21 protein-coding genes, 2 tRNA genes, 2 rRNA genes and 1 pseudogene are annotated in these 24160 nt (G+C 55.6%); 13 read left to right on the top strand and 13 right to left on the bottom strand.

All coding sequences use genetic code 11. From position 1 onward, the window contains the following. Window positions 1-38 precede the first annotated feature (38 nt). Window positions 39-1337, bottom strand: coding sequence for a hypothetical protein (locus SH661x_RS05715; protein ID WP_437228896.1), 1299 nt, complete (start codon window positions 1335-1337; stop codon window positions 39-41). Between the two features lie 99 nt (window positions 1338-1436). Between SH661x_RS05715 and SH661x_RS05710 the strand changes: the two genes are divergently transcribed. Both SH661x_RS05710 and SH661x_RS05705 read left to right on the top strand, forming a co-directional pair. After that, a complete protein-coding gene (locus tag SH661x_RS05710; RefSeq protein WP_437228894.1) occupies window positions 1437-1898 on the top strand; it encodes an Rrf2 family transcriptional regulator in 462 nt (153 codons plus the stop codon). Between the two features lie 53 nt (window positions 1899-1951). Beyond that, window positions 1952-2473, top strand: a complete 522-nt coding sequence (locus tag SH661x_RS05705) for a c-type heme family protein (RefSeq protein WP_437228892.1) — start codon at window positions 1952-1954, stop codon at window positions 2471-2473. Window positions 2474-2509: 36 nt separating this feature from the next. On the opposite strand, the gene SH661x_RS05700 is transcribed toward SH661x_RS05705, so the two are convergent. From SH661x_RS05700 to SH661x_RS05690, 3 genes are all read right to left on the bottom strand, one after another. Further along, entirely contained in the window at window positions 2510-3205 is a 696-nt protein-coding gene (locus tag SH661x_RS05700; RefSeq protein WP_437228890.1) for a hypothetical protein, read from the bottom strand. Between the two features lie 17 nt (window positions 3206-3222). Further along, a complete protein-coding gene (locus SH661x_RS05695; protein WP_437228888.1) occupies window positions 3223-3762 on the bottom strand; it encodes an RNA polymerase sigma factor in 540 nt (179 codons plus the stop codon). Window positions 3763-3891: 129 nt separating this feature from the next. Further along, a complete protein-coding gene (locus tag SH661x_RS05690; protein ID WP_437228886.1) occupies window positions 3892-4953 on the bottom strand; it encodes an agmatine deiminase family protein in 1062 nt (353 codons plus the stop codon). Window positions 4954-5498: 545 nt separating this feature from the next. Here SH661x_RS05690 and rpmJ point away from each other — a divergent pair. From rpmJ to SH661x_RS05655, 7 genes are all read left to right on the top strand, one after another. After that, window positions 5499-5615 carry a 50S ribosomal protein L36 gene (gene rpmJ / locus SH661x_RS05685; RefSeq protein ID WP_437186451.1) on the top strand — a complete coding sequence of 39 codons (117 nt, stop codon included), beginning with the start codon at window positions 5499-5501 and terminating at the stop codon, window positions 5613-5615. A gap of 9 nt (window positions 5616-5624) precedes the next feature. After that, entirely contained in the window at window positions 5625-6005 is a 381-nt protein-coding gene (rpsM, locus tag SH661x_RS05680) for a 30S ribosomal protein S13 (RefSeq protein WP_437228884.1), read from the top strand. A 197-nt stretch (window positions 6006-6202) separates the two neighbouring features. After that, window positions 6203-6586: a 30S ribosomal protein S11 gene (gene rpsK, locus SH661x_RS05675; protein WP_437228882.1), complete on the top strand. Its 384-nt coding sequence runs from the start codon at window positions 6203-6205 to the stop codon at window positions 6584-6586. Window positions 6587-6751: 165 nt separating this feature from the next. Beyond that, window positions 6752-7774, top strand: a complete 1023-nt coding sequence (locus SH661x_RS05670; protein ID WP_437228880.1) for a DNA-directed RNA polymerase subunit alpha — start codon at window positions 6752-6754, stop codon at window positions 7772-7774. A 132-nt stretch (window positions 7775-7906) separates the two neighbouring features. After that, on the top strand, window positions 7907-8488 hold the full coding sequence (locus SH661x_RS05665) for a bL17 family ribosomal protein (protein ID WP_437228878.1): 582 nt from the start codon (window positions 7907-7909) through the stop codon (window positions 8486-8488). A gap of 256 nt (window positions 8489-8744) precedes the next feature. Further along, on the top strand, window positions 8745-9107 hold the full coding sequence (locus SH661x_RS05660) for a hypothetical protein (protein WP_437228876.1): 363 nt from the start codon (window positions 8745-8747) through the stop codon (window positions 9105-9107). A gap of 136 nt (window positions 9108-9243) precedes the next feature. After that, window positions 9244-9747, top strand: a complete 504-nt coding sequence (locus tag SH661x_RS05655; RefSeq protein WP_437228874.1) for a Fur family transcriptional regulator — start codon at window positions 9244-9246, stop codon at window positions 9745-9747. A 34-nt stretch (window positions 9748-9781) separates the two neighbouring features. Here the strand turns inward: SH661x_RS05655 and SH661x_RS05650 are convergent, their stop codons facing one another. After that, complete coding sequence (locus SH661x_RS05650; RefSeq protein ID WP_437228872.1) at window positions 9782-10090, bottom strand: hypothetical protein; 309 nt, start codon at window positions 10088-10090, stop codon at window positions 9782-9784. Window positions 10091-10570: 480 nt separating this feature from the next. On the opposite strand from SH661x_RS05650, the gene SH661x_RS05645 reads away from it, so the two are divergent. Together SH661x_RS05645 and SH661x_RS05640 are read left to right on the top strand one after the other, a co-directional pair. After that, complete coding sequence (locus tag SH661x_RS05645) at window positions 10571-10933, top strand: 4a-hydroxytetrahydrobiopterin dehydratase (RefSeq protein WP_437228870.1); 363 nt, start codon at window positions 10571-10573, stop codon at window positions 10931-10933. Window positions 10934-11126: 193 nt separating this feature from the next. Next, window positions 11127-11306 carry a DUF1328 family protein gene (locus SH661x_RS05640; RefSeq protein ID WP_437231172.1) on the top strand — a complete coding sequence of 60 codons (180 nt, stop codon included), beginning with the start codon at window positions 11127-11129 and terminating at the stop codon, window positions 11304-11306. 231 nt (window positions 11307-11537) lie between these two features. Here SH661x_RS05640 and rny read toward each other — a convergent pair whose 3' ends face one another. From rny to SH661x_RS05600, 8 genes and pseudogenes are all read right to left on the bottom strand, one after another. Beyond that, entirely contained in the window at window positions 11538-13082 is a 1545-nt protein-coding gene (gene rny, locus SH661x_RS05635; RefSeq protein WP_437228868.1) for a ribonuclease Y, read from the bottom strand. Window positions 13083-13980: 898 nt separating this feature from the next. Next, a pseudogene (gene thpR, locus SH661x_RS05630) lies at window positions 13981-14526 on the bottom strand (RNA 2',3'-cyclic phosphodiesterase); the annotation flags it as partial. A gap of 242 nt (window positions 14527-14768) precedes the next feature. Continuing rightward, window positions 14769-14878 (bottom strand): 5S ribosomal RNA (gene rrf / locus SH661x_RS05625). 113 nt (window positions 14879-14991) lie between these two features. After that, window positions 14992-17754, bottom strand: a 23S ribosomal RNA gene (locus SH661x_RS05620). An 833-nt stretch (window positions 17755-18587) separates the two neighbouring features. Further along, window positions 18588-18660: transfer RNA gene (locus tag SH661x_RS05615), tRNA-Ala, on the bottom strand. Between the two features lie 87 nt (window positions 18661-18747). Then, a tRNA-Ile gene (locus SH661x_RS05610) sits at window positions 18748-18821 on the bottom strand. Window positions 18822-19187: 366 nt separating this feature from the next. Then, window positions 19188-21557 (bottom strand): hypothetical protein, encoded by a 2370-nt coding sequence (locus SH661x_RS05605; protein ID WP_437228866.1) that lies wholly within the window; start codon window positions 21555-21557, stop codon window positions 19188-19190. A 148-nt stretch (window positions 21558-21705) separates the two neighbouring features. After that, entirely contained in the window at window positions 21706-22689 is a 984-nt protein-coding gene (locus SH661x_RS05600; RefSeq protein WP_437228864.1) for a magnesium transporter, read from the bottom strand. Between the two features lie 310 nt (window positions 22690-22999). On the opposite strand from SH661x_RS05600, the gene SH661x_RS05595 reads away from it, so the two are divergent. Together SH661x_RS05595 and SH661x_RS05590 are read left to right on the top strand one after the other, a co-directional pair. Further along, the gene (locus SH661x_RS05595; RefSeq protein ID WP_437228862.1) at window positions 23000-23356 is read left to right on the top strand and encodes a hypothetical protein; all 357 of its coding nucleotides are present in this window, start codon (window positions 23000-23002) and stop codon (window positions 23354-23356) included. A 93-nt stretch (window positions 23357-23449) separates the two neighbouring features. Then, window positions 23450-24007, top strand: a complete 558-nt coding sequence (locus tag SH661x_RS05590; RefSeq protein ID WP_437228860.1) for a hypothetical protein — start codon at window positions 23450-23452, stop codon at window positions 24005-24007. Window positions 24008-24160 lie beyond the last annotated feature (153 nt).

Raw genomic sequence — 24160 nt, 5'->3', positions numbered from 1 at the left:
TAAAAGCTTTTCTCAACACCACCAATCAGCGACGCGGTTCACTCCGGTTTCGTCCAGCATTCCGGCAGCCCCGGTTTTGTTTCCCGCAGGATCTCGATAATCGCCTGCCGATCCTCCTTGGACAAGTGAGCGTACTTCTCCGCATGCTTGTCCTTCGCCAGAATTTCCCACAACTCCTGCCAGACGTATTCCTTCATCTCCACCGGCAGACCGTCGAACGACTTTGAATAGACAAGGTAGCTGCACGGGTACTTGAAGAGGCGGCGGGTCAGGTCGAAATCCCGCAGCGAGCGTCCCTGTGAATCGCGCGGTCCCCGCTGGGCAAAGTGATCGGCAAAGCCGCTGGTTCCCTGCATTGAGCTCGTGAGCTCTGCTTCTTTCACGAACAGAATCGATTCAATCAGGGCGTCCCCCACATTCTGAATCCGGCGGGTCGTACTTTCTCTTCGTTGCCCGGCCGGCTCGTTCAGAGCCCGGTTCATCGTCGCTTCGTAATCAAGCGCCTGCCGGGTAGTGAAGTTCGCCCGGACCATTTTATTGTGGACGAGTATCTGATGCTCCAGCACCATCAGGGCGACAATGTCGCTGTGCGGAGTCAGATAGTTCTCGACTTTGAAGCGGTCCTGCAGATCGAGAACATTCTGTCCTTGGGCGTTATCCACCTCGCGAGGCACTTCCTGACTGCGGATGATGAGATTCCCCTGATGAGACTGCTGGCCATGCTGCCCGGTGACATACCACCCTCCCCAGCGTTTTTCGATCGGCGTGGTGTGATCCACGTTCTGACTTCCGCCGGAGAAAATGGGGAAGCCCGCTGCATTTACAAATAGCGATCGAGCCAGCAGACCGGGGACATTCTCCGTGCGTGAGGAGCTGTGACACGTCAGGCAGTCATCAGTCTGCCGCAGCAACTTCGGCTGATCGACCGCTTCCTGATCCAGCGTATAGAACACCGTTCCCAGCTGGGAGTCCATCGCTGCGATTTCCAGCTTGTCTCCTGCATGGCAGTACCCGATGTAGACTTCATCATTGAAGTACATGGCTCGCGGAGTCCGCGGGGAGATACGGCGGGCCTGCAGACTGGTCTTCGAAAAGACGAGCACCTGAGACTCGACCGGAACCTCCAGCTCATCCAGCAGCGACTGCAGATAACCCCGCTCGAGATCGCAGGCCAGAGTCGTCTTCCCCTCATCGAGCCGGACCTGCAGCCGGGAGATGTCGTTATTCGGCTCAGCGGTCCGGTAAGAGATGGGAGGCCGCTCGAACTCGTCTTCTCCCCACGCCAATGAAGCGAACACCACAAAGAGAAGCGGAAGCAGTGAGATGCCGGCCTTCATGAGCTTCTCCATGGGGATCGCAAACGGGCAAAGCTCGCCCATTGCAATACTACACCCACAGGAGTAGAATTCAACTCACTTTCCACCGGGAGACGAACGTTGCTGTCCAAAACCGCTGAATATGCACTGCGGGTCATGGCCTGGCTGGCGGGAGACGATCGGCAGGCGGAGTCGGCCGACAAACTCGCTGAACGGACGCAGATTCCCCGGCGGTACCTGCAGAAAGTCCTGCAGGACCTCGTTTCCGCGGGACTCATCACCTCCCGGCCCGGACCTGGCGGCGGCTACCTGCTGGCCCACGCACCCGCTGCCATCAGCATTCTCGACGTCGTCAACGCAGTCGACCCTCTACAGCGGATTCGTCACTGCCCGCTGGGACTGAAGTCGCACACGAGCCTGTGCCCGCTGCATGCGGAACTGGATCGCGCCTACGCAGCGACAGAATCCGCATTTGCAGGCGTGACACTTTCGGACGTTATCCACTCCACCAGTCAGGTCGTTCCGCTCTGCGATTTCAGCCCGGAAGCCTCATCAGCAGCGAGCAATCGAAAACGCAAGTAACGCTCTTCAACGCCCTCCCTCCTTTCCCGACACGCCAGCCGAAAGCCCTCTTCATGGTGAATTCTCGAATGGCCCTCCTCTTCGCCATCACAGGAGTTTTAGTCGACTGGACGGCAGCTCACGCCGAGACTCCTTCAGGATCTCACGCATCTCCTCGAACACGCGAACAGGCCGCACAGGAGGCGTCTGTGCTGCATGATGTCATGCACGCGACGCTGCAACTGGTCCACCACCGGTACTACCGCGAGGATGAAGGGCTCGCGATTCCGGCAGCGACGCTCGACGAAGTCTTTGAGGACATCGAAAAAGAACACGGCGTGCAACTGCGATGGCTGGTCGTCGACGGACAGGCGATGAACTCCGATCACCTTCCACAGAACGACTCCGAGCGGGTTGCGGTTCAGGCTCTCCGATCGGGAAAGAAACTGCACGAGTGGACCGAAGGAGGGAGCTATCACCGGGCCGGTGCCATTACACTGACAAACCTGTGCCTGAAGTGCCACGTGCCCGATCGCAAGAGCGTCGAGAATCGAACCGCCGGACTGATCGTGACCCTTCCGCTCAAGCAGGAATGACCACTTCAACAAAGTGAGTCGGCCACGAACCCTACCTCAGCTGACAGACAGCTCCGCTGGAAAGCCGGGATTCGAAGTCTGATTTTCCTGCCCCGGAACCAGCAGCGTACGGATCAGTTCGAAGTCTTCGCGGCTGGGAATGATCTGCTCCTGCCAGCCCTCCAGCCAGTTGGTCCGGCGCGGTGCTTCAACTGCGGGCTCGCTATTCCCGAGCAGCATGTAGGCCACAGAACTGCTCACCTGCAATGGGGTCTCCGCAATCCAATCGATCGACAGACCACGCTGCTCCACGGCGTCCGCACTCGACGTCGCCTTTCCTGCATCCAGTGAGCGAAGTTGCCGCGTCGATTCAGCCCTGCCGCGAACCGCGACATCGCGAGGCATCGAGAAACCGGGGCCGACCGCCAGTCCGGTCTCCTCACTGCGTGGAATTCGAATCACCTGAAACGCAGCGACTGCCACCACCGTCAGCGAAAGAAGCGTCACCATCGAGCGCGCCCTCAGCCGATGACCTTGAATGGAGGAAGTCACTCCGACACTTCGAACCATGTCGGCCTGGCGAACATCCGCCAGCCAGGAGGGGATCGCCTCATGCAGCAGCTCGAAGTCTGCCCAGGCATTTCGACACTCTGAGTTCCCGCATTCCTCGCCATGCTGCCGAAGGTCGAGGTCAGGGTCGGATCGAAGCTCGACCAACTGATCCAGGCGGGATTGAAACTCAACGCAATTCATCTCACGACTCACAGAATTCATTGATGAGGGTGGACCCCACGCTCACGCAGTCGCTGCGCCAGTTGCTTTCGACTCCGATGCAACCAGGTCTTGATCGTCCCTTCGGGAACCTCCATGATTTCCGAGATTTCGGCAATGCTCAGTTCGTGTTCGTAGAACAGGCAAAAACAACGACGCTGATGTGCAACAAGAACATCCAGCGCCAGTTCCAGCTCTTCCCCTAGTCCGGTGTTTTCAGCCGTCACGGCAGCCAGCTGTTCAACAACTTCCGAGGCCGCAGGGGTCCGGGATCGTCGACCGAGATTCGTCCGGCAGCGGTTGGCCGCAATCTTCATGACCCAGGGAGTCAACGGCTGGCTGGGGTCCCAGGACTTCAGGTACCGCAGGGCACGAACCAGTGATTCCTGTGCGGTATCCTCAGCATCTTCCCGATGGCGAAGCATTTTCAGGCAGAGCGCAAACACCGGTTCCCGATACACTTCGACGAATTCGCGAAGTGCACGAACATCTCCCCGGAGACATCGCTGTGCCAGCTCCAATTCCCCTCCAACGATCATTCATTGACCAGGATCCGCAAGAACTACCTGCCGATCCCGAAAGAAGTTTCACGCGGGCCGAGATACCTGAAAAATCCTCAACTGCGATCCCCTTCTCCGCTGCTCACGGAATCGGAGAATGAGAAGTGATCACCCCACCGCCGGCTGCTGCTGGGTCACACAGTGTATCGCCCCCAGCCCCCAGACCAGATCGGTACTGTCGATGCCGACGACCTCCCGCCCGGGGAACAGCCGACTCAGGATATTCAAGGCGACCTGATCCCGCTCGCATCGATACGTGGGAACAAGCACCTTGCCGTTGGTGATCAAAAAGTTCGCGTAGCTCGCCGGAAGCCGAACCCCTGCGTGCTCGACCGCGGAAGGCATTGGCAATGGAATGATCTCAAACGGCCGACCATCCAGATCTGTCATGGTCTGGAGCCGCTTGAGATTCTCCTGCAGAGCGTCGTGGTTCACATCGCTCGGATCCTCTTCGACTGCGGTGACGATCGTGCGGGCACTGACAAAGCGTGTGATGTCATCCACATGCCCGTCGGTGTCGTCCCCGACAATCCCCTCACCCAGCCAGAGAATCTTCCCGACTCCCAGCATCCCCTTCAGCTGTTCTTCAATTTGATCCCGAGAGAGATGCGGATTTCGATTGGGATTGAGCAGGCAGGATTCGGAGGTAAGTAGAACCCCGGCCCCGTTGACGTCGACCGAGCCCCCCTCGAGGATCATCTTGTTGGAGAAAACCGTTTCTCCAAACTCTTCCGCGATCCGCAGCGGGACAGCATCATCAAGATTGTGCGGGTGATATTTGTTTCCCCAGGCGTTGTATCCCCAGTTCGTCAACGCGCGGGTCCGCTTTCCATCCTGCTCGCGAACGAGGTAAATCGGGCCGTGGTCCCGCACCCAGGAGTCGTTCGTCGGATTTCTATGGAAGCGAACGCGGTCCATTCGCACCTGACATTCCGTCAGCAGCGTGCGGACCCTGGATTCCATCTCTTCGTCGGTCACGTTGATCCGCACGAGTTCGGAATCCGTCACATGTCGTGCGATCTCGGCGAAAATGCGAGGGACGGGTTCGAATTTTCCGGGCCACGTCGCCAGCCGCACCGGCCAGGACAACCAAATGGCTTCTTGCGGCTCCCATTCCGCAGGCATGCGATAACCAAGTGCGGAGGGAACTAAGGCTGAGTCGTGGCTCATCGGGCGGAGTTCTTGGAGAGTGTTGGAGAACTGGTCCGTGATCATCGCGGTGAAATCATTCCGGGTCAATTGATTTAGAATCAAACTGCACCCAGATTTTTTGAGCAGGCGAGCTGAACACCCCAGTTGCAGACGACGGAAGTGTCGCAAGTGGCCGCGTCCGCAGTTGAACTTCCGGGAAAATTTTTCGAAAAAACCGAAAATCTCCCTCCGGCAGAAAACCGGGCGGCTCGTTGTCTCCCTCCAACGCGACTCCTTCCCCAATCGCATCCACTGCGTGGACTTACACTTGCACATTTCAAATGCCGAGAAGCAAACAACGAGTCACGGGATCGTATTTTCAAATTCGGCGTCCTTGTCTCCAGCGAAGAGAGTTGATTATACTGCCACGCTTTCAATTTCCCGGCCGGCTGAGTGTCTGAAACCGCCGAGGTGATCTTGATCCAGAATGTCTCGGCGTAAATGCCTCGAGACAGGATGACTCAACTTCCCCCGATCGCGGTCTTTTCAGGAACTCGGACTGAACACCTGGAGTACAGGTCACTATGAAGGTCCGCTCGAGCGTCAAACGCATCTGCGAGCATTGTAAGGTGGTTCGCCGCAAACAACGCAATTACGTCATTTGTGCAGCCAACCCCCGGCACAAGCAGCGTCAAGGATAGGAATTTACCATGCCTCGCGTATTGGGCGTTGACATCCCCAACGATAAACCCACGTTCATTTCGTTGACATACCTGCTCGGCGTCGGCCGGGTGCGGTCAATCGAAATCTGTCGCACACTCGGTCTCAACCTGCAGCGTAAAGCTCGCGATCTGAGCGAAGACGACATTCAGCGCATCAACTCCCTGCTCGACAGCAAGTACGCTGTTGAAGGACAGTTGCGTCGCCAGACGGCTGAAAACATCAATCGCCTGAAGGCGATTCAGTGCTATCGCGGCGTCCGTCACCGCAAAGGCCTGCCCGTTCGCGGACAGAACACCCAGTCCAATGCACGCACCCGGAAAGGTGTGAAGAAGACAGTGGCTGGCAAGAAGGGCGTCAAAGACAAGTAACAGAGCATAAATCCTGAATTTCAAATCCGGAATCCGAATCAGCCTCAACGTGTTCGGATTCAATGCAAAGTCGAAACTCCACTTCGAGTTTCGAAATTCGCAGTTTGAAATTTGTTTCGGATTTGATGCCTCGGAATTCGGTTTTTTGAGTCAAGTAGATGTAATCGCGAGCGAAGACACATTGGAGAGGTGAGTTTGTGGCAAAGGTGAAAACAAAGAAGCGGGTCCGCCGCAATGTGACCCGGGGCGTCGCTCACGTGAAGGCAACGTTCAATAACACAACGGTTTCCATCGCCGACACCAACGGCGAAGTCCTCTGCTGGGCCAGTGCCGGTACCGTCGGCTTCAAAGGCTCCCGCAAGAGCACGCCGTTCGCCGCCCAGCGAGCTGCTGAAACCTGTGCGGACCGCGCTCGAAAGTTCGGCATTCGTGAACTGGAAATCCGGGTCAAAGGTCCGGGTTCAGGCCGCGAAAGCGCCATCACCGGGCTGCAGATCGGCGGCATCTCGATCAAGGCGATCGAAGACGTTACCCCACTGCCCCACAACGGTTGCCGCCCCCGCAAGCGTCGTCGCGTTTAGTCGAACAACGAGAATTGAACGGTCAGCGTCAGAGCACAAAACGCTCAACGCCCAACCCTTCACTCTCAACAAACTACAGTGGTTCGCGGACAGGGGTTTCCCGTCTCGCCCGTAACCGTCGAACCTCATCCAGAGACCGGGAAAAGTGCCTGAGGAGTTGTCATCATGCGAATTCGTTGGCGAAATCTGGAGCTGCCCAGCCGCGTGGCTCCAAACCTGGATACCCTGACTTCGACTTACGGCGTGTTCGTCGCTGAACCGTTTGAACGCGGATTCGGCCACACGATCGCCAACAGTCTGCGACGCATCCTTCTCTCGAGCCTCGAAGGAAGTGCTGTCACCCGCGTGAAGATTGCCGGGGTTCAGCACGAATTCACCACCATTCCAGGCGTTGTCGAAGACATCACCGACATCTGCCTGAACCTGAAGTCGCTGGTCGTCAAGAACCACAGCAGCACCAGCAAGGTCCTGCGGATCGAGAAGCATGAACGCGGTGTTGTCACCGGCGCTGACGTCATCACCGACGACCAGGTCGAAGTGATCAACAAGGATCTGATCATCGCCACGATGACAGATGACGTTCCTCTCAGCATGGAACTGACGGTCGAGAACGGTCGCGGCTACATTCCCGCCACCGAAGCCTACGAGAAGAGCCCGGAGCTGGGAGTCATTCCCCTCGACGCAGCTTTCTCCCCGGTGACTCGCGTTCGTTACAAAGTCGAAGACACCCGCGTCGGACAGCGCACGAACTACGACAAGCTGACTTTGGAAATCTGGACAGACGGGACCGTGAAGCCGGACATGGCTCTGGTCGAAGCTGCCAAGATCCTCCGAAAGCACCTCAACCCGTTCATCAACTACCAGGAACCTGGTCCGGAACTGCCGCCGGAAGCAGGCCTCAAGGGAATGCTGGAAGCAACCGGCTACTCCCCGATCGACCTGGAACTGGAAGACAAACTCAACCAGAGCCTCGCCGAACTCAACCTGTCAGTCCGTGCGACAAACTGCCTGGAATCCGAAGGGATTACCAGCGTCCGGGATCTGGTTGGACGCAGCGAAGACCAGCTCCTGACCGTTCGCAACTTCGGCGAAACCACTCTGTTCGAAGTCCGTGAACGTCTCGGCGAGATCGGCCTGCGACTGGGAATGCGAGTTCCCGAGCGGGTCAAGAAGCAGAACCGCACATAGTTTTAATTGACGAGTCTGAGGGCGGGCGGAAGTTCACCCGTCCCTCTGCATCAGGTCGTGCCGCCGCGGCACACAAGACAGACAGCAACTGCGATTTTCGAAGTTGCCTTCAGATTGACTGGATGAGAAATCATGCGACATCGTACCAAAGGCCGCATCCTCGGCCGTAAAGCGAGCCATCGAAAAGCGATGTTTCGGAACATGGCGGCCAGCCTGATCAAGACCGTTCGTTTCGATAAGGATGCTGTCGGCGCTCCCAAGGAAGCGGGACGGATCATCACCACGACGCCGAAGGCGAAGGAACTTCGTCCTTTCGTTGAGAAGCTGATCACTCTTGCCAAGAACGCCCTCCCCCACGAAGCGAAGGCTGAGCAGTTCGCCACCAAGGCGGAAAAGAACTCTGCTGAGTGGAAGGCCTGGCGAGAAGGTCCGGAGTGGGCAAAGTGGGTCGCTGCGAAGTCTCCCGCGATCACCGCTCGCCGTCGTGCTTTCGCCGCTCTGCGAGACATTGAAGCTGTCGACATCCTCTTCAGCGAACTTGCTCCCCGTTTCGCAGATCGCGAAGGGGGCTACACCCGCATTCTTCGACTGGCCAAGCCTCGTCTGGGCGACTCGGGAGAGCGGGCAATGATCGCTTTCGTGGGTGAGAACGATCGCGTGAAATCCCGTCGGGCAGCTCCAACAGTGGTTGCCGACTCCGCTGAGAAGGAATAAGTTCCATTCAGCCTGAATGATTCAAGCCGCACACGACATCGTGTGCGGCTTTTTTATTTTATCCCTCGGCACGAAAATCGGTTACGTCCGATTTGAAAATGGTTGCCCAAGAATTGAGTTCAAGTCGGAGACCATTTCCGGTCGATAACATTTTTACAAAACAAGGTGATTCAACGGCAGAATCACTCAACTTTCAGCAGGACGCCACGCAATCAGCGTGCTATCAGCACCAGGACGGTCGCCAGGATGTATTCCCATGCGACCAGCTTTCGAAATCGTTTCCGTTTCTTACCTCACCTCCTCTTTCAATCCCGGATTGTCACAGACCGGCGAATTGAATTACACTGGGTGGCAGAAATTGCCAGAAGCGGGCGAGTGCCTGCACGGCGCGACTACCACTTCTAAAACTCCCGAGGCGGCCATGAAATCTGCCCGGCCTGATTCGAAAAAGCCAGGTTCCATCCCCACTGCGAACGCTGCTCCCGGTGTCCCGGGAAGTCATGAGACGCGTGCTCAGCGTCTGGAGCGGATCAAACGGGAAATCGCGGACGGCACATACGAATCGGAAGAGAAGCTCGAGCGTGCCATTGAAAGAATGCTCGGCGTCCTTGTCGATTGACACGTGGTGCAGCGAGCACGAGGTGGTATAATTTCAAAATGGCAGGCAGGAGGCTTGCCGAAGAGTTTTCAAGGACGAAGTTCGCAACACGTCCTCGCGGTTCTGTTCAGAACCGCGCCGAATGACAGGAAGAACAGTGGCGCACCTGGATTTGGAAGCGGTCAGCGTGGCCGTCTCGCCCGCCGAAAAGTATCGCGAATTCCTGGCGACGAAGGGGTTGAGGATGACCCCCGAGCGTTCCATCATCGTCGAGGAAGTCTTCTCGACCCATGAACACTTCGACGCCGACCAGTTGATCCAGCGTCTGGTGCGACGCAGCGACGGAACCCGGGTCAGCCGCTCAACCATCTATCGGTCCATCGCGCTGCTTGAAGAAGCGGGACTCATTCGCAAGGTCGCGCGGCAGGAAGATCGTGATCTGTATGAGCACGACTACGGTTACCCACAGCACGATCACCTGATCTGCAACCGTTGCGGGGAATTGACCGAATTCCACAACGAACAGATTTCAGAGCTCCTGGACCAGATCTCCCGCGACCTGGGCTTCCGCATGGAAGGTCATCGCCTGGAAGTTTCAGGACTTTGCCGGAAGTGCTGCCGGGCCCCCAACACTCGCCCCAAGAAACTGAATCTTCTGTGAGTTCGAGGCTGGGTTCGAAGACAGCAGGCGCGGGTCAAGTCTGCGAATTCTGCCCCAGCTGAGGGAAGTAATTGCGGTAAAGCAGGACTTCCCACCACGCGGGAGGTCGCAGATTCTGGTCATCCTGCCGAATAGTGCGGGTCTTTCCTCGGCGGGTCCGCAGCTGGACCTGTCCATCTTCCAGGACTTTCTCCACGACCCAGAATTTATCTACCTGGTACTTGTACTCATCCCCATTCGGAGAGGGTGCAACACTCTTGGCACGGGGGCCCGGGCACTGGCTGTGCTTGGTCATCCGGTAGATCACTGGATCGCCGGGCTTGAGTGCAGGTCGAATTTTCATGCCGATCAATGTCTCCATCCTTCCCTGGGAATCTTCCAACCTCGAATCCTTCCGGTCAGATCACAACTCAAGACCAATCCACTTTCGAGCACAGAGAACTCAACTGGCCGCACCCGGGAAAATCCGTGCGAAATTCATGCCCGGCCCGAGTCTCAGACACCCGTTCGAGCAGCCTCGTTCCCGTCCGACTTCGCCATCCTGGTTCAGCCTGCGCTGACAGCTCCATTTCCACATAATTTTAGGAAGAACCGAAGAGTTTTGCGAAGGGCCATTTTCTCGAAAAGTTCGACTGGGTCAAGATTTTCGACGATGCTGGCGCGCCGACTCACCTGCACCCGATCCACCAAATTCCTCGCGGACTCCCCGATCCGGCTTTTCCGCGGCTCAATTTCGGTTATGACTGCATATTGAGCCCCCATTGACCGCTGCCAAAAAGAGTGGCAGCCGTGACGTTTTTCGCCGCCCAGCCAGGAGTGCATCATGACTGCCAGTGGAATTGAGGAGTTGAAATCCAAACGCTGTGTCCCTTGCGAAGGAGGTGTCCCCCGCATCGAGGGTTCGGAGGCAGAAAAGTTGCTGAACGGACTCTCCGGCTGGTCTCTCGTCGACGACGGCAAGGCGATTGAGCGCAAGTGGACAGTGAAGAACTTCGTCGCGGGGATGGAGTTTCTGAATCGCGTCGCAGAACTTGCGGAAGAAGAACAGCACCACCCCGACGTGCATCTGACGGGTTATCGCAAGGTCAAGATTGAGCTTTCAACGCACGCGATTGGGGGACTCAGCGAGAACGATTTTATTCTTGCAGCGAAGATCAACGACCTCCCCATTGCTGAAAAATCCTGACATTTTCAGAAGAGACAGCAACCCCGGAATTGCTTCCCCGGTTCTGCAGATCGACGAGCAATCACTCTGGCCGGTCCGGCTCCGAAATGACGGGGGTAAACCGGCTGGATTGCGGGCAATTCCGATTTGGCATTCCGATTGCCTCACACCCCATCGACCACCTTCACTTCAATGGGAGAGAATCATGGGAAGCCTGCTGTCCTGGGCCATCATGGCACTGATCATCTCGCTGATCGCGGGAGCACTCGGATTTACTGGAATTGCGGCTGGAGCAGCGGTCGTCGCGAAATTCACATTCGGACTCTTCCTGTTCATTGCCGTTGTGCTTTTCATCCTTGTAATGCTGGGAATCGGTGCAGCCAGTTCCCTGTAACAGCAAGTCGTTGAACCGCCAGGTGCGGGAGCGGACATGGTTCGCCCTCAAACCTGAAATGCACAGCTGACTGAGCATCATTTCCGATTCGAATCGGCGATGCGATCACTGCCGACAGGACGCTGTACCTTGAAAAAAAGACGGCTGTCGGTGAGGAAGCACCAACAGCCGTCTTTCGATAAGAGCATGTCCGCCGGCGAACTGCTGAGCGGGCGGGTGATTTTGCGAAAACTATTTGGCGATCCCGACGGTCCGGATTTCTCGCATGACTACGACTTTCACTTCGCCCGGGTAAGTCATGTTCTCTTCGACGGCCTGGGCAATGTCCCTAGCCATTTTCGCTGCAGCCCGATCGTTGATCTGCTTCGGATCGACAATCACCCGCACTTCTCGGCCAGCCTGAATTGCATAGACTTCATTCACACCTGGGAACCCACAGGCGATCGCTTCGAGTTCTTCGAGCCGCTTGATGTATTTTTCCAGAGTTTCGCGTCGCGAACCTGGCCGCGAGGCGGAACAGGCGTCGGCCGCAGCTGTCAAAACGGTGTAGAGATATTCGGGACGAATATCGTCGTGGTGGCCGGCAGCTGCGTGAACCACTTCCGGTCCCTCGCCATAACGCTTGAGGAGTTCGGCACCAATCGCCGGATGGCCCCCTTCCATTTCATGATCGGCGGCCTTTCCAATGTCATGCGTGAATCCGCATCGACGAGCGAGATCGGCATCCAGTCCCAGTTGCTCAGCCATCATGCCGGTCAGATGAGCCACTTCGATGGAGTGTCGCAGCACATTCTGGCTGTAACTGACGCGGAAATTCAGGCGTCCCATTAAATACAACAACTTGTCGTGCAGTCCCGGTACGCCGGCTTCCTCCGCCGCCTCGCGACCGAGCTGCATGATCCGCTCATCCATTTCCGCCCGGGTCTCTTTGACAATTTCTTCAATCCGGGCGGGGTGGATCCGCCCATCCTGGATCAGCTTGTTCAAAGAAATTTTTGCGATTTCCCGTCGAACCGTATCAAAGGCCGAGACCACGACGACGCCCGGCGTGTCATCGACAATCACATCAACGCCGGTCTCTTTTTCAAACGCGCGAATATTCCGACCTTCGCGGCCGATAATCCGCCCCTTCATTTCGTCGCTGGGAATATCGACAGTCGAAACGGTTGTTTCCGATGTGTGCGTCGAGGCGTAACGCTGAACCGCCATCCCAATAATTTCGCGGGCGAATTTCTCCTGCTCCGCCTTCACCTCCTGCTGATATTTCAGAATCAGCCCGCCAGTTTCGTTCTTCAACTGCTTTTCGACCCGGTCCAGCAAGCGAGATTCCGCATCCGGCTTTGAAAGGCCGCTGATTTTGAACAGTTCTTCCTGCTCTTCCTGAAGCATTCGATCCAGTTCGCGTTCACGGTTTTCCAGCACTTTGCCCCGGTCCGCAAACTTCTGCTGTTGCTGTTCGACCATCCGCTCCCGCTTTTTCAGAGCACTTTCAATTTCGTTCAGCGAACTTTCACGTTTGTCGAGAGCACGCTCCTGGTTGCGAATCTCCTGACGCGTCTTCTCCAGCTCCTTGTCGAGCTTTTCTTTCCGCTGAAAAAGTTCTTCTTTGGCGTCCAGCTCGGACCGGCGTTTCACTTCTTCAGCATGCTTTTCCGCATCCTTCAGAAGTTCCGCAGCGGTGCGGTGAGATTTTCCTTTGATCAGAAAATCGATGAAATAACCCGCCGCAGCTCCCACAATGAGCGCGATCAGGGCATAGAGGTATTCGGGAGGCATTTTTCGACCTTCGGAGTCGATCCGAACGGTTCAATTCAGCAATTGACGCTGAAGTCGTCGTCAATTCTGCCGGAAAAGCCCTGCTTCAAATCCCGAAACACAGCGCGCACTGACGCCTTGCAGACAACAGTCGAGACAGCCGATCTCGCCAACACGAAATTTCTTCCGTGCCAAATTTTGAGACCCGCAGCTCGCCACTCTCCGAGCAAAAGAACGTCGACCGGATGAAGTCACGAAGATCGAAACGATCTCCTGACTTCCGGACAACCTGCCTCTCCAGGAGGTGACCGCCGAGAAACGACAATCCTGACATCGTCATGCACAATCGCCGAGAGACATTGCCCTCGCGCAAGTGCTGAATGAGCCAGAAAATTGCCACCTCGACATACTGCATACAACAACCCGTCAACAAACTTGTGTCAAACCGAATCTGGATGAGATCGACGCCCACCAAAAGAAATATCTTCGATGGAAATGTCCGAGAGAACTTCCCGGCCTACCCGCCGAAACTCCCATCCGGGTGCACCGTGTTGATTTCCATTCACCGCCAGCAGCGTTTTTCACCGCACGAAGGAAAATTGAAATCGCAGGAACACTCTGAAGTAAAAGACTTTTCCGCCAAAACATTCAGCGTCGTCAAACGCCGAAGTGAACCGATTCGCATCGTTTTGACTGGAATTCATGGATGATCGGGCCACATTGCCCGCTTGAAGTTTCAAGATACCAAAACTCAAGAACGCTGCAAAGAAACCGAAGTGGTCACGAGGCCGGAGCTTGCGAAAATCGTTGACGCATTGGACCGCCTGCACGGCCGAAACGGAACGGAAAACGTCAGGCTGTGATTCCAGCCAGGCCACTGCCCCTCCCCGGAATTCCGGAATTCGGAAAGGACGCTGACTCACCTATGAACTGGGCTGCCCAACTTCCAGGAGTCGACGATCCGATATACAGGCCCCGCTGGGTGCAAATCGCTCTGCATCAGACAAACTTGATCTAGCGAAACCTCCGAAAAGAATTGTGGTTGCCGGCTCGCGGGAAATTGGGATCCCCAATCAGGGGGAACCATTGCCGCAGCCCGAGCCAAAGTGACATGAGGCAAATATGGTCTGGAGTCGCCTCGGAATCCGATCGCTTGGCTCAGGGATTTCGAAACCTCTTGATGGTGCCGCAGCCGCTCGTCGGTCACCGCAACCTGAAGATGGAAAACCTTCCCACCTGCCTGACCTGAAAAAATCCCAGGCCTCGTGAATCTGCTAGAAATCTTTCGCCAGGCCGCGGACAATTTTTTCATTTCCACTGAGACCACGTTGACGTCAGATACAGGAAGAGCCCCCAGAAAATGGAGAGTGAGATGCAGATTCACCGGTCGCACACGACGGAGGGTTGGCTCCGCTGGGAACTGCAGGGGAGCGACCTGCTTTAAAATCTCCTCGCGCACCGAATAGGCAAGGAAATAGCCCCTGTCTCAGAAGAGGGTGGCGGCGATTCGGGGAGACTTGTCGTACGAAACCTGTGTTTATCGCCGCCGGAACGCCATACTGTGGTGAGATTCGCACTAGCGTGACGTGACTCCCCGCTCCTGAAGGCAACGCAATGGAGGTTTGCAGTCTGCGCCGCGTCGTTGCCTGAAGCAGCGCGCAAAAAAAATCCCTTTGAACCGATAAAGGCTCAAAGGGATTTTAAATAAACCGGCGATAACCTACTTTCGCGCCTTTCGGCACTATCATCGGCTCCAACTGCTTAACGGTCGTGTTCGGAATGGGAACGTGTGTTTCCAGTTAGATATGGTCACCGGAAGTCGTTGATAAGACGGTCAGGCCTTATCAACGCGGTGTATAAAAATGGTGGATAGTTGACGCGTGGTCATTTGCTCTTGAGAACATTGCGTACCTGCGTGACCAAAATTAAAGTGGTCAAGCATTCGTCCTTTAGTACTGGTCAGCTGAGATTGTTACCAACCTTACACAGCCAGCCTATCAACCTGGTCGTCTTCCAGGGGACTCATCGAAATCTGATCTTGGGACTGGCTTCGCGCTTAGATGCTTTCAGCGCTTATCCGAACCGTACATAGCTACCCTGCGCTGCTACTAGCGTAACAACAGGAACACCAGCGGTACGTCCCTCCAAATCCTCTCGTACTAAAGAGAAACTCCCTCAAATTTCGTACGCCCACAGCAGATAGGGACCGACCTGTCTCACGACGGTCTAAACCCAGCTCACGTACCACTTTAACCGGCGAACAGCCGGACCCTTGGGAGCTTCTTCACCCCCAGGATGTGATGAGCCGACATCGAGGTGCCAAACCCCGCCGCCGCTATGGACGCTCGGGCGGGATCAGCCTGTTATCCCCAGAGTACCTTTTATCTGTTGAGCGACGGCCCTTCCATTCGGAACCGCCGGATCACTAACTCCGACTTTCGTCTCTGCTCGATCCATCGATCTCGCAGTCAAGCACCCTTATACGTTTACGCTCGAAGCCTGATTGCCAACCAGGCTGAGGGTACCTTTGAGCTCCTCCGTTACTCTTTAGGAGGAGACCGCCCCAGTCAAACTGCCCAACTGGCACTGTCCACCATTTTGTTAATGGAGTTAGATATCAAGCAGGTTCAGGGTGGTATTTCACCAACGGCTCCACGATAGCTGGCGCTACCGCCTCATCGCCTCCCACCTATCCTACACAAAACATACCTAATACCAATACCAGCCTACAGTAAAGGTTCATAGGGTCTTTCCGTCACGCTGCGGGTACGTGGCATCTTCACCACGGCTACAATTTCACCGGGTCGGTGGTCGAGACAGTGCTCCAGTCATTACGCCATTCATGCAGGTCGGAACTTACCCGACAAGGAACTTCGCTACCTTAGGACCCTCATAGTTAGGGCCGCCGTTTACCGGAGCTTTGGTCGTGGGCGTGAACCCCCTTCCTTGACTTACCGGCACCGAGCAGGCGTCAGACTCTATACATCCTCTTACGAGTTAGCAGAGTCCTGTGTTTTTAATAAACAGTTGCCAGAGCCGCTTTGCTGTGACCTTCTTACGAAGGTACCCCTTATCCCGAAGTTACGGGGCCAATTTGCCGAGTTCCTTAACCACCGTTTTCCCGAGCGCCTGAGGCTACTCGCCTCGCCTACCTGTGTCAGTTTTAGTACGGTCGTATTAGCGTATGGGCTTTTCTTGGTTGTGCTTCAAGTCACTTCATCATCAAGGACTCGGCCTTGCGGCACGGGCACTTCTAACCGCCCGATGACTATTCACACAACGTCCTCCATACTACGGCGCAGGAATATTAACCTGCTGTCCATCGTTTACCCCTTTCGGGCTCAACTAAGGTACCGGCTAACCCTGGGCGGATTTGCCTTCCCCAGGAAACCTTAGGCTTACGGCGGGCAGGATTCTCACCTGCCTTATCGTCTACTCATTCCGGCATAATCACTTCTAGTTCCCAAGACGGCTCCTTTCGGTACCGCGTGCTGAACTAGAACGCTCTCCTACCAATCACTTACGTGATTCCGCTGCTTCGGTGTCTGACTTACTCCCGTTCATTATTGGTGCATGGATACTTGACCGGTAAGCTATTACGCACTTTTTAAATGGTGGCTGCTTCTAAGCCAACATCCCGGCTGTCACCGTATCCAAACATCCTTTCTGACTGAGCCAGACTTTGGGACCTTAGCAGGCGATCTGGGTTGTTTCCCTCTTGACAACGGAGCTTATCCCCCGTCGACTAACTCCCAGGATAGTCACAATAGTATTCGGAGTTTGGTCACGCCGGGTACCCTTGGAAGGGCCCCGAGCGAATTCAGTCTCTCTACCCCTATCGTGTAGTTGCCTGAGGCTAACCCTAAAGTTATTTCGGAGAGAACGAGCTATCTCCCAGTTTGATGAGACTTTTACTCCTCCCCACAGGTCATCCCCTGATTTTTCAACATCAGTGAGTTCGGTCCTCCACGCAGTCTTACCCGCGCTTCAACCTGCCCATGGGTAGTTCACAAGGTTTCGCGCCTATCGCCACTGACATATTCGCCCTATTCAGACTCGGTTTCCCTGTGGCTTCGATCCGTAAGATCTTAACCCGCCAATGACGATAACTCGCCGGATCATTATGCAAAAGGCACGCCGTCACACGGTCCGAAGACATCGTGCTTCGACAGCTTGTAGGTATACGGTTTCAGGTTCTTTCCCTCCCCTAGAAGGGGTTCTTTTCATCTTTCGCTCGCGCTACTTTTCACTATCGGTCGTCAGTGAGTACTTAGCCTTACGAGATGGGCCTCGCAGATTCAGACCCGGTTCCACGTGCCGGGCCCTACTCGGGTGCCAGTTAGCTGCTTCACGCTTTCAAATACGGGACTTTCACCCTCTGTGGTGCCGGTTTCCACACGGCTTCTTCTAGCGATTCACATGCACGTTACTGGTCCCACAACCCCGAACACCGTAGTGTTCGGTTTGGGCTATTCCCTTTTCGCTCGCCACTACTCAGGGAGTCGAGTTTTCTTTCTCTTCCTGTGGGTACTGAGATGTTTCAGTTCTCCACGTTCGCTCAGCTTTCGCTGTAATTCAGGGATCCCGGGATCAACGCCTGTTTGACGGCTCCCCCAGGCTTTTCGCAGCCTTCCACGCCCTTCATCGCCTTCTGACGCCAAGACATCCCCCGTATACCCTTAATAGCTTGACCACCTTAATTTCAACCACGCAGGTTTTCACCAACGCAATCCAAACCAGGCAGCAAAACCATCGCCGCAGCTTGCGACTGCAGCACTTTAACGATATTGAATCGCAACTCTCGTCACGATTCCGCCACGCCAGGTATGCAAAACTCCTCAAGAGCTCGGCCGATTACAAAATCGCAACTAGTGCGATTACGTAGGCCAGATGCCACGCGTTTTTCTATCCACCAGATTTTCAAAGATCACTACTGCACTTCAAGGTGCAGCTCGCTGTGCGAGCTTTCACTCGCTTTAAGTGTGCGAGATAAAAGCACTTGCGAGTGTTTTTATCTCGATCACTTAATCCCGTTTTTTCGGGGGTCCGACATGTTAGGCGACTCATCCTTTCGAGTCAACCGTGTGGCTTGTTATTTTTTTGAGCTTCGAAACTTTGTTTCAGCACTCAAACAAACCCCACCTCACTCAGCCGGTGCCACCTGCGGAGGGTCGAGTTTTATAACCGACTCTCCAGAAACTTCAAGTGACTCGGAGGTTCTTTTTTTTGAACCAACCGGGCGATCCACCTTTTCTTAAATCGAGCCACGAAACAGAGTTCCGTAAACTCAGGTGAACCCCACCGCATTCGGCCGAGGCCGTTTTCGAAGGGTCGGGTGTTATATCCGACGCTCCGGAAACTTCAAGTGACTGGCGACTTTTTTTCGAGCCACACAGCCGGTTCACCTTTTTCAAAACGAGCCTGAAACCAAAGCTTCAAAACTCAGGCGAACCCGTTCGCTTTTGACCGAGGCCATTTTCGAAGGGTCGAGTGTTATAACCGACTCTTCAAAAACTTCAAGCGAAGTGGAGACGATCGGGATCGAACCGACAACCCCCGGCTTGCAAAGCCGGTGCTCTCCCAATTGAGCTACGTCCCCGGGAGTGAGGAGGGAAGAGAGAAAAGGGAAGAGAGAACAGTCGTGTTCGCTGTCCCCTTTTCCCTCTCCTCTATCCTCTCCTCAATGTGGGGGTACCAAGATTCGAACTTGGGACCTCAGCTTTATCAGAGCTGCGCTCTAACCAACTGAGCTATACCCCCTGTCGCCAATTGGCGAGCGAGAATTGTAGTGATGAGTGAACCGGGTGGCAACTACACTCGCCCAGTTCTCTCCAAATCTCTTTTTCGCCTGGCGATTGAGCCCAGATCATCGTCAAAATCTGCCCTTCAGATCAGTTTCCGGGGCCAAATCCGCTGCTGCCACCCTTTTCCACTCCACCTGGGGTGGCTGGAGAAGCTTTTCGGCTTCCACGTCTGGACTCTGATGAGCCGGCCGATCTGCCTGAAGCACTGCACCCGAAAGAACCAGGGCGAATTTCACGAAAGTGTGGCGTTCCGGGGGCGATCAATACCGCTTTCGAGCAATGAATCGCCCAGAAACGCCGCCACACTCCTCTGAGACAGGGGCTAGAGAAGCTGGGGAATCCAGGTCTGCAGGAGCTCTGGTCCGTTCCCGGACATCTTTTTCAGCGCCCGGCCGATCACCTGTTTTCCACCGTGTGACCAGCCGCATGTCAGGAGAACACGCCCCAGCTGCAGGTCGGTGACGGCTGGATCCTCCATTTTCCCGTCGATTTCACTGATCTCCTCTTCCGTGGCGATTCCGCTCAGGAGCGCTCGAAGGTCAGCTTCTCCGCATTCGCGAACAGACCGAACGAACCCTTCCAGCACGGCAGCCAGGTCGCTTCCGGGGAGGAGGAATTGATCGAGGTCCCGTTCGAATCGCTCGTCGTCCAGCCTGCCCTGTCCCAGTTTCGCGATGGAATTGGCGAGATCTGTCCGAATAAGGGAAACGCCGACACTCAGATAGAGTGAGAGCAAAGGGCCACAATCCGGGGACTCCAATGCGGCCTCCAGCCGTTTTTTCGCATCTAGATCCTTGCCGAGCTCCACCAGCAAAAGATCCGTGTAAGCGCGACTGGGAAGGGAGTCCGCCGGCAGATACTCCAGACACACCAGCTGCGCGCGGGCTGCAAGAAGGCGTATGACTCCAAAGTGGATCCACTCCCAGCCTCCGCCCCCAAGATTGATGTGCTCCGTCTTTTCCGCGTTTCCCCGCGACTGGACGTGGGCCGCCCAGCGACTGGCGATCCGCATTGCCAAACGGCAACGATCCCATTCCAGTTTGTCGGCCGGATTCGCAGCCGCCAGAAAACTCCCCAGATTTTCCAGCACCGTCGCGATGTCCGCGAGGGAGTTTACCGTCAACAGACGATGTCCTTCCGTCTCAGGAGACATCCACGGCTGCGGATGCTCGTTTTCGACGGCAATTTCGAACCGGAAGCCCTCGTCCTCCGCTTCGAAACGATTCAGTTTCCCTGTCGCGGCATCAATCGAAAGCGTGACGCTTGGCGACTTCTGCTCCAATTTCCCATTCACAAGGACCGCTTTCGAGAAATCCTTCCTCAGTAGAAACAACGCTGCCATGGGCGAAATCAGCACGCGGTTGAAATCACTCGTCCCACTCCCCTTTGTTCGGCGTCCAACTGAGGCAATCAGCTGAATACGCCCACCATTCTCGATTGGGCCGGACACCCCATCGGCGAGAACATGCCAATTCGGTTCGCAACAATCGGCCACCGGAATGCGCAGTGTCACGCCGTACTGGGGAGCGGAGCACCAGAGAAATTCCTGATCGGAGCGGATGATCACATCCATTTCGGGAAGTGAACCATTCGGGTGGGTCTGCAACCGGAACTGTTGAAATTGTGAAGCAAGCAGTAGCTCTTCTTTTTTGAGCAAGAAGGCTTCGTCGTTTACGACCGCGGGAAATTCGAGACTCATCCGGAGCTGCTGACCATCGACATCTGAATTCGAATTGAACCAATTGGCAGCACGAATCATGATTTCCTGCTCCGGCGAGAGCGGTTCTTCGAGGAGCGGCGCATCGGCATATTCCTGAACGGAAATCCGCAGGGTCCGCTGTGAATTGAACGCCCCTCGCGGTTCCAGCTCGATCGAACTCTGGCGGAACCGTCCACTTTGCCAAAGGCGCTGCACGGCCGCAGCGATCTCGTTCTGCGTGACCACGCTGCCGGGAGAAATCCCAGCCAGTTCAATGATCTTTTGTACAGACTGCCGCTCATTCCCCTGCACTTTGATTTCATCAGCAACCCGGGGAGTCCCCAGATCCTGAACTTGGATTTCGACATCAATGTGCCCGGACTCGGGCAGCTTCCGAAAATCCACCTCAATCCGCGGGCGATCGAACCCTTGAGACTCCAGAGCCTCCCGCACCAGTTTCAGGTGACTTTTCCGCGTTTCCTCCAACCCGGAAGCGGGTTCGCCTGCTTCGAAATCTGGGGCTCCACGCCTCTGAATGTGATTGCTGGCAGGGTGGATCTCCGCCACCTTCCCTCGCGTCAGCCAGTCTTCAACCGCGGCCTGAGCTGTTTCGTTCTCGCAGGTAACTCGAAGTTCATGCCAGAGGTACCGGGGACCTTCATTGATCTCCACAGCAATTCCGGCATCTTCTTCGCTCCAGTTCACCTGAACTTTCGCATCGAGAAAGCCAGCCTGTTCCACCCCGGACATCAGCTGACTTTGAATCTTTTCAATGAAAAGAGCCATCAGTCGGTCGGGCTGGCGATTCAGAAACAGGGTCGGCTCCGTGCGAATCGCCCTTCTCACCTGCTGTGTGGTGAAATTCTTCGATCCACGCACAACCAGCGTCGACAGGTCTCCGTGAATACCGACCCGCAGCGGGGGTTCGGCTCGCACTGTTGCAGTGAGCGAAAGCACAATCGTGCAGACAACTCGCAACCAGACCTTTGGCATCCGGGCCCTCCTGCCATGGGTTTCAGCGTCTCGAGAGATCGGCTCAGTAAATCAGAAACTTCCCTTCGGACACAAGCTCAGAACGATGATGCCTGATTTGAAGAATGCACTCGCTCACGCTTCGTGCTCTGAGAGGCGACTTACAATTTCACACCAGCAGCCAGCGGCCCAGATTGAAATAGAGTAATAGTGTCACCATGTCGGCCAGGGCCAGTGCGATCGGGCCGGAGGCGACCTGCGGATCGCGGCGGAACATTTTCAGCAGGAACGGCAGCGCGACTCCCAGGGCGGCAGAGGCGGCCACTCCTCCCAGAATTCCGATACACAGACTCAATCCTGCCCGGGCGTCCCCCTTCCACGCGTAGGCCACGATTCCGACGATCAACCCGCAGAACAACCCCAGCAGCAGCCCTTCCAGAATTTCCTGTCCGACGCTTTTCAGGAAATTTTCCCAGGTCAGCCGCTGTCCGTGGAGAGATTGCAGAGACAAGCTGACCGACTGCATGGCGACTCCTTCGGCCATTCCGGTCACCAGTGCAATAAATGGAGTGACCAGCACCAGCGTGGAGACATCGGCGTAAACATCCGAGATCAGAGCTGCGATCATCCCCCCCACGACATTACAGAGCAGCCAGGGAAACCGTTTCGTTGCCGCGAGGACGGTTTTCTTCTGTTCGGCGGACGTGAGATGCACGCCGACAAGCTGAAACTGGTCCTCTCCCACCTGCCGACGTTCGAGGTCCTCGATCTCGTCCGTATAGAGGTCCACATCGACAACGCCGACGAGCTTTCCTTCGGCATCGACCACGGGAAATGCCAGCAGGCGATGCAGAATGAAGAATTCACAGGCCTCCAGCACGGTGGCTGTGACGGGAATGGAAGTGACCGGGCTGATCAGAATCTGACTGAGTTGTGTCCCCGCTGCGGCTCGCAAAAGCCTGCGAGTTGGAATCACTCCTACCAACTTATCCTCAGGGTCCACCACATAGAAGTAGATGACCCGCCCGCCGATTTCATGGCCTCGAATCGATTCCAGAGCCTGATCGACCGTGAGGTCCGACCGCAATCGGGTCGGATCTTTCCGCATGTGCAGCGTCACGGGATCGCTGAGGATCTGGCGGACTTCCGACATGCTTTTCTCCAATTCTCAAGGGGACATGCAACAACTCGACATCAATATTCACAGCGAGGCAGGCATTCTTTCGCGCCTGGAGTGGAAACGTCAATCTTTGAGGGGCGATCAAACTTTTCTCGAGACAGCCGGGTGGCCCAGACAATGTCTGGGCGGCTCCGCCGCAGGAGGCTGCCCGAGAAGCGTGCCCAATAGAGAAGATCTGCACCCGGGGAGGAAGTGATTGTCGGACTGATCTCGACGGGATTTTCATCCGTTGACACACTTCTGATCGGACTATTGGACGCTCTTCGAGGGCACAAGGAGTTGCATGATGAAAAACTTCCCGGCTTTTTTCCTCCGACACCGACGAGGCCTGCTGCCGATTTCGCTGGGGGCTTGCGCCATTGCCCTGCTCTTCTTCACTCATGGCCCCGCGAAAAGAGTGGTCTCCGTTGATTACGAAGTTGTTTTTAGCATCGACTGGCCAGATGAAGTGAGGGCCCGAAAGCAACAGACCGTTCAGTTTCGGGATGCACTTGGGAGAAGTTGGAGCGAAAAGGAATACCTCACTGAGGAACCTTTTCCCGGCGGCCAGGCTGAACTTGAGCGAAGAATGTTTGAGAAAGCACTGAGCCTGGCGAAAGCGGAAAATCCCGTGCAACAGGGGGATGTGGTTCTCCAATGAGCAGCTTCCGAACACCGCCCCCCAGAAAACTCTTCGTCAGTCCTGCGACCACACCTCAATCAAACTTCTATTTTCATCTCTCTGGAAACATCAATGCTGAAATACGACGCGAGGCTCGATGTACCAGCAAGAGCAATCATCAATGGTGAATTGCTTTCACTTCTTGAAACTGGTGGAACATTCTTTGAGGCCAAGAAGGCGCTGTTTACAAGTGAGCGTTATTCGGAACAGCTATCACAACACGTTTACAGTTACCGCATGACAGACCAGTCATTTGCTCTCTCACTACTCTATTGTTCGATCGTTGTACCTCGTGAATTTCTTGACCTACCCGCTGACCACCAACTGTTCAAGGAACTTGATGCAGTTGCGGCGACGGAGAGCTTTGTCTGTTCACCGAAAATGGAGTCATACACATTTCTTAGATGCCTGCGCAACTCTGTTGCTCACGCCTTATATTCCATCGAAGAGCGAAATTCCGAGCCGTATTACACCTTCTGGACTGAGCGTACACCCAAACTTGACTCGGCAGTTATCGGTCAGCGGAAACTCCTGGAATTCGTTGCGAATGTGGGACGTCGATTGGCAAATGCTGTGCTTGCAGAGAAGTCAATAAAGCCCGAATCTCCGGGCCCAAAAGTAGATGAGTAGCCGGGTGCCTCAGACACTGTCTGGGCGGCTCCTCCGCAAGAGGCTGCTCGAGAAGCGCCACCAAAAGAAAAAAACTGCACCCGGAGAGAATTCCAACGTCACGCTGCCGGTTGCTTGCCAGCGTTTTGACAGGCCTCTTGTTCCTGCGGAACC

This window comes from Planctomicrobium stercoris, assembly GCF_051465655.1.
Lineage (GTDB): Bacteria > Planctomycetota > Planctomycetia > Planctomycetales > Planctomycetaceae > Planctomicrobium.
The sequence above is the reverse complement of the archived record's forward strand: the minus strand, read 5'-3'. Positions and strand labels throughout refer to the sequence as shown.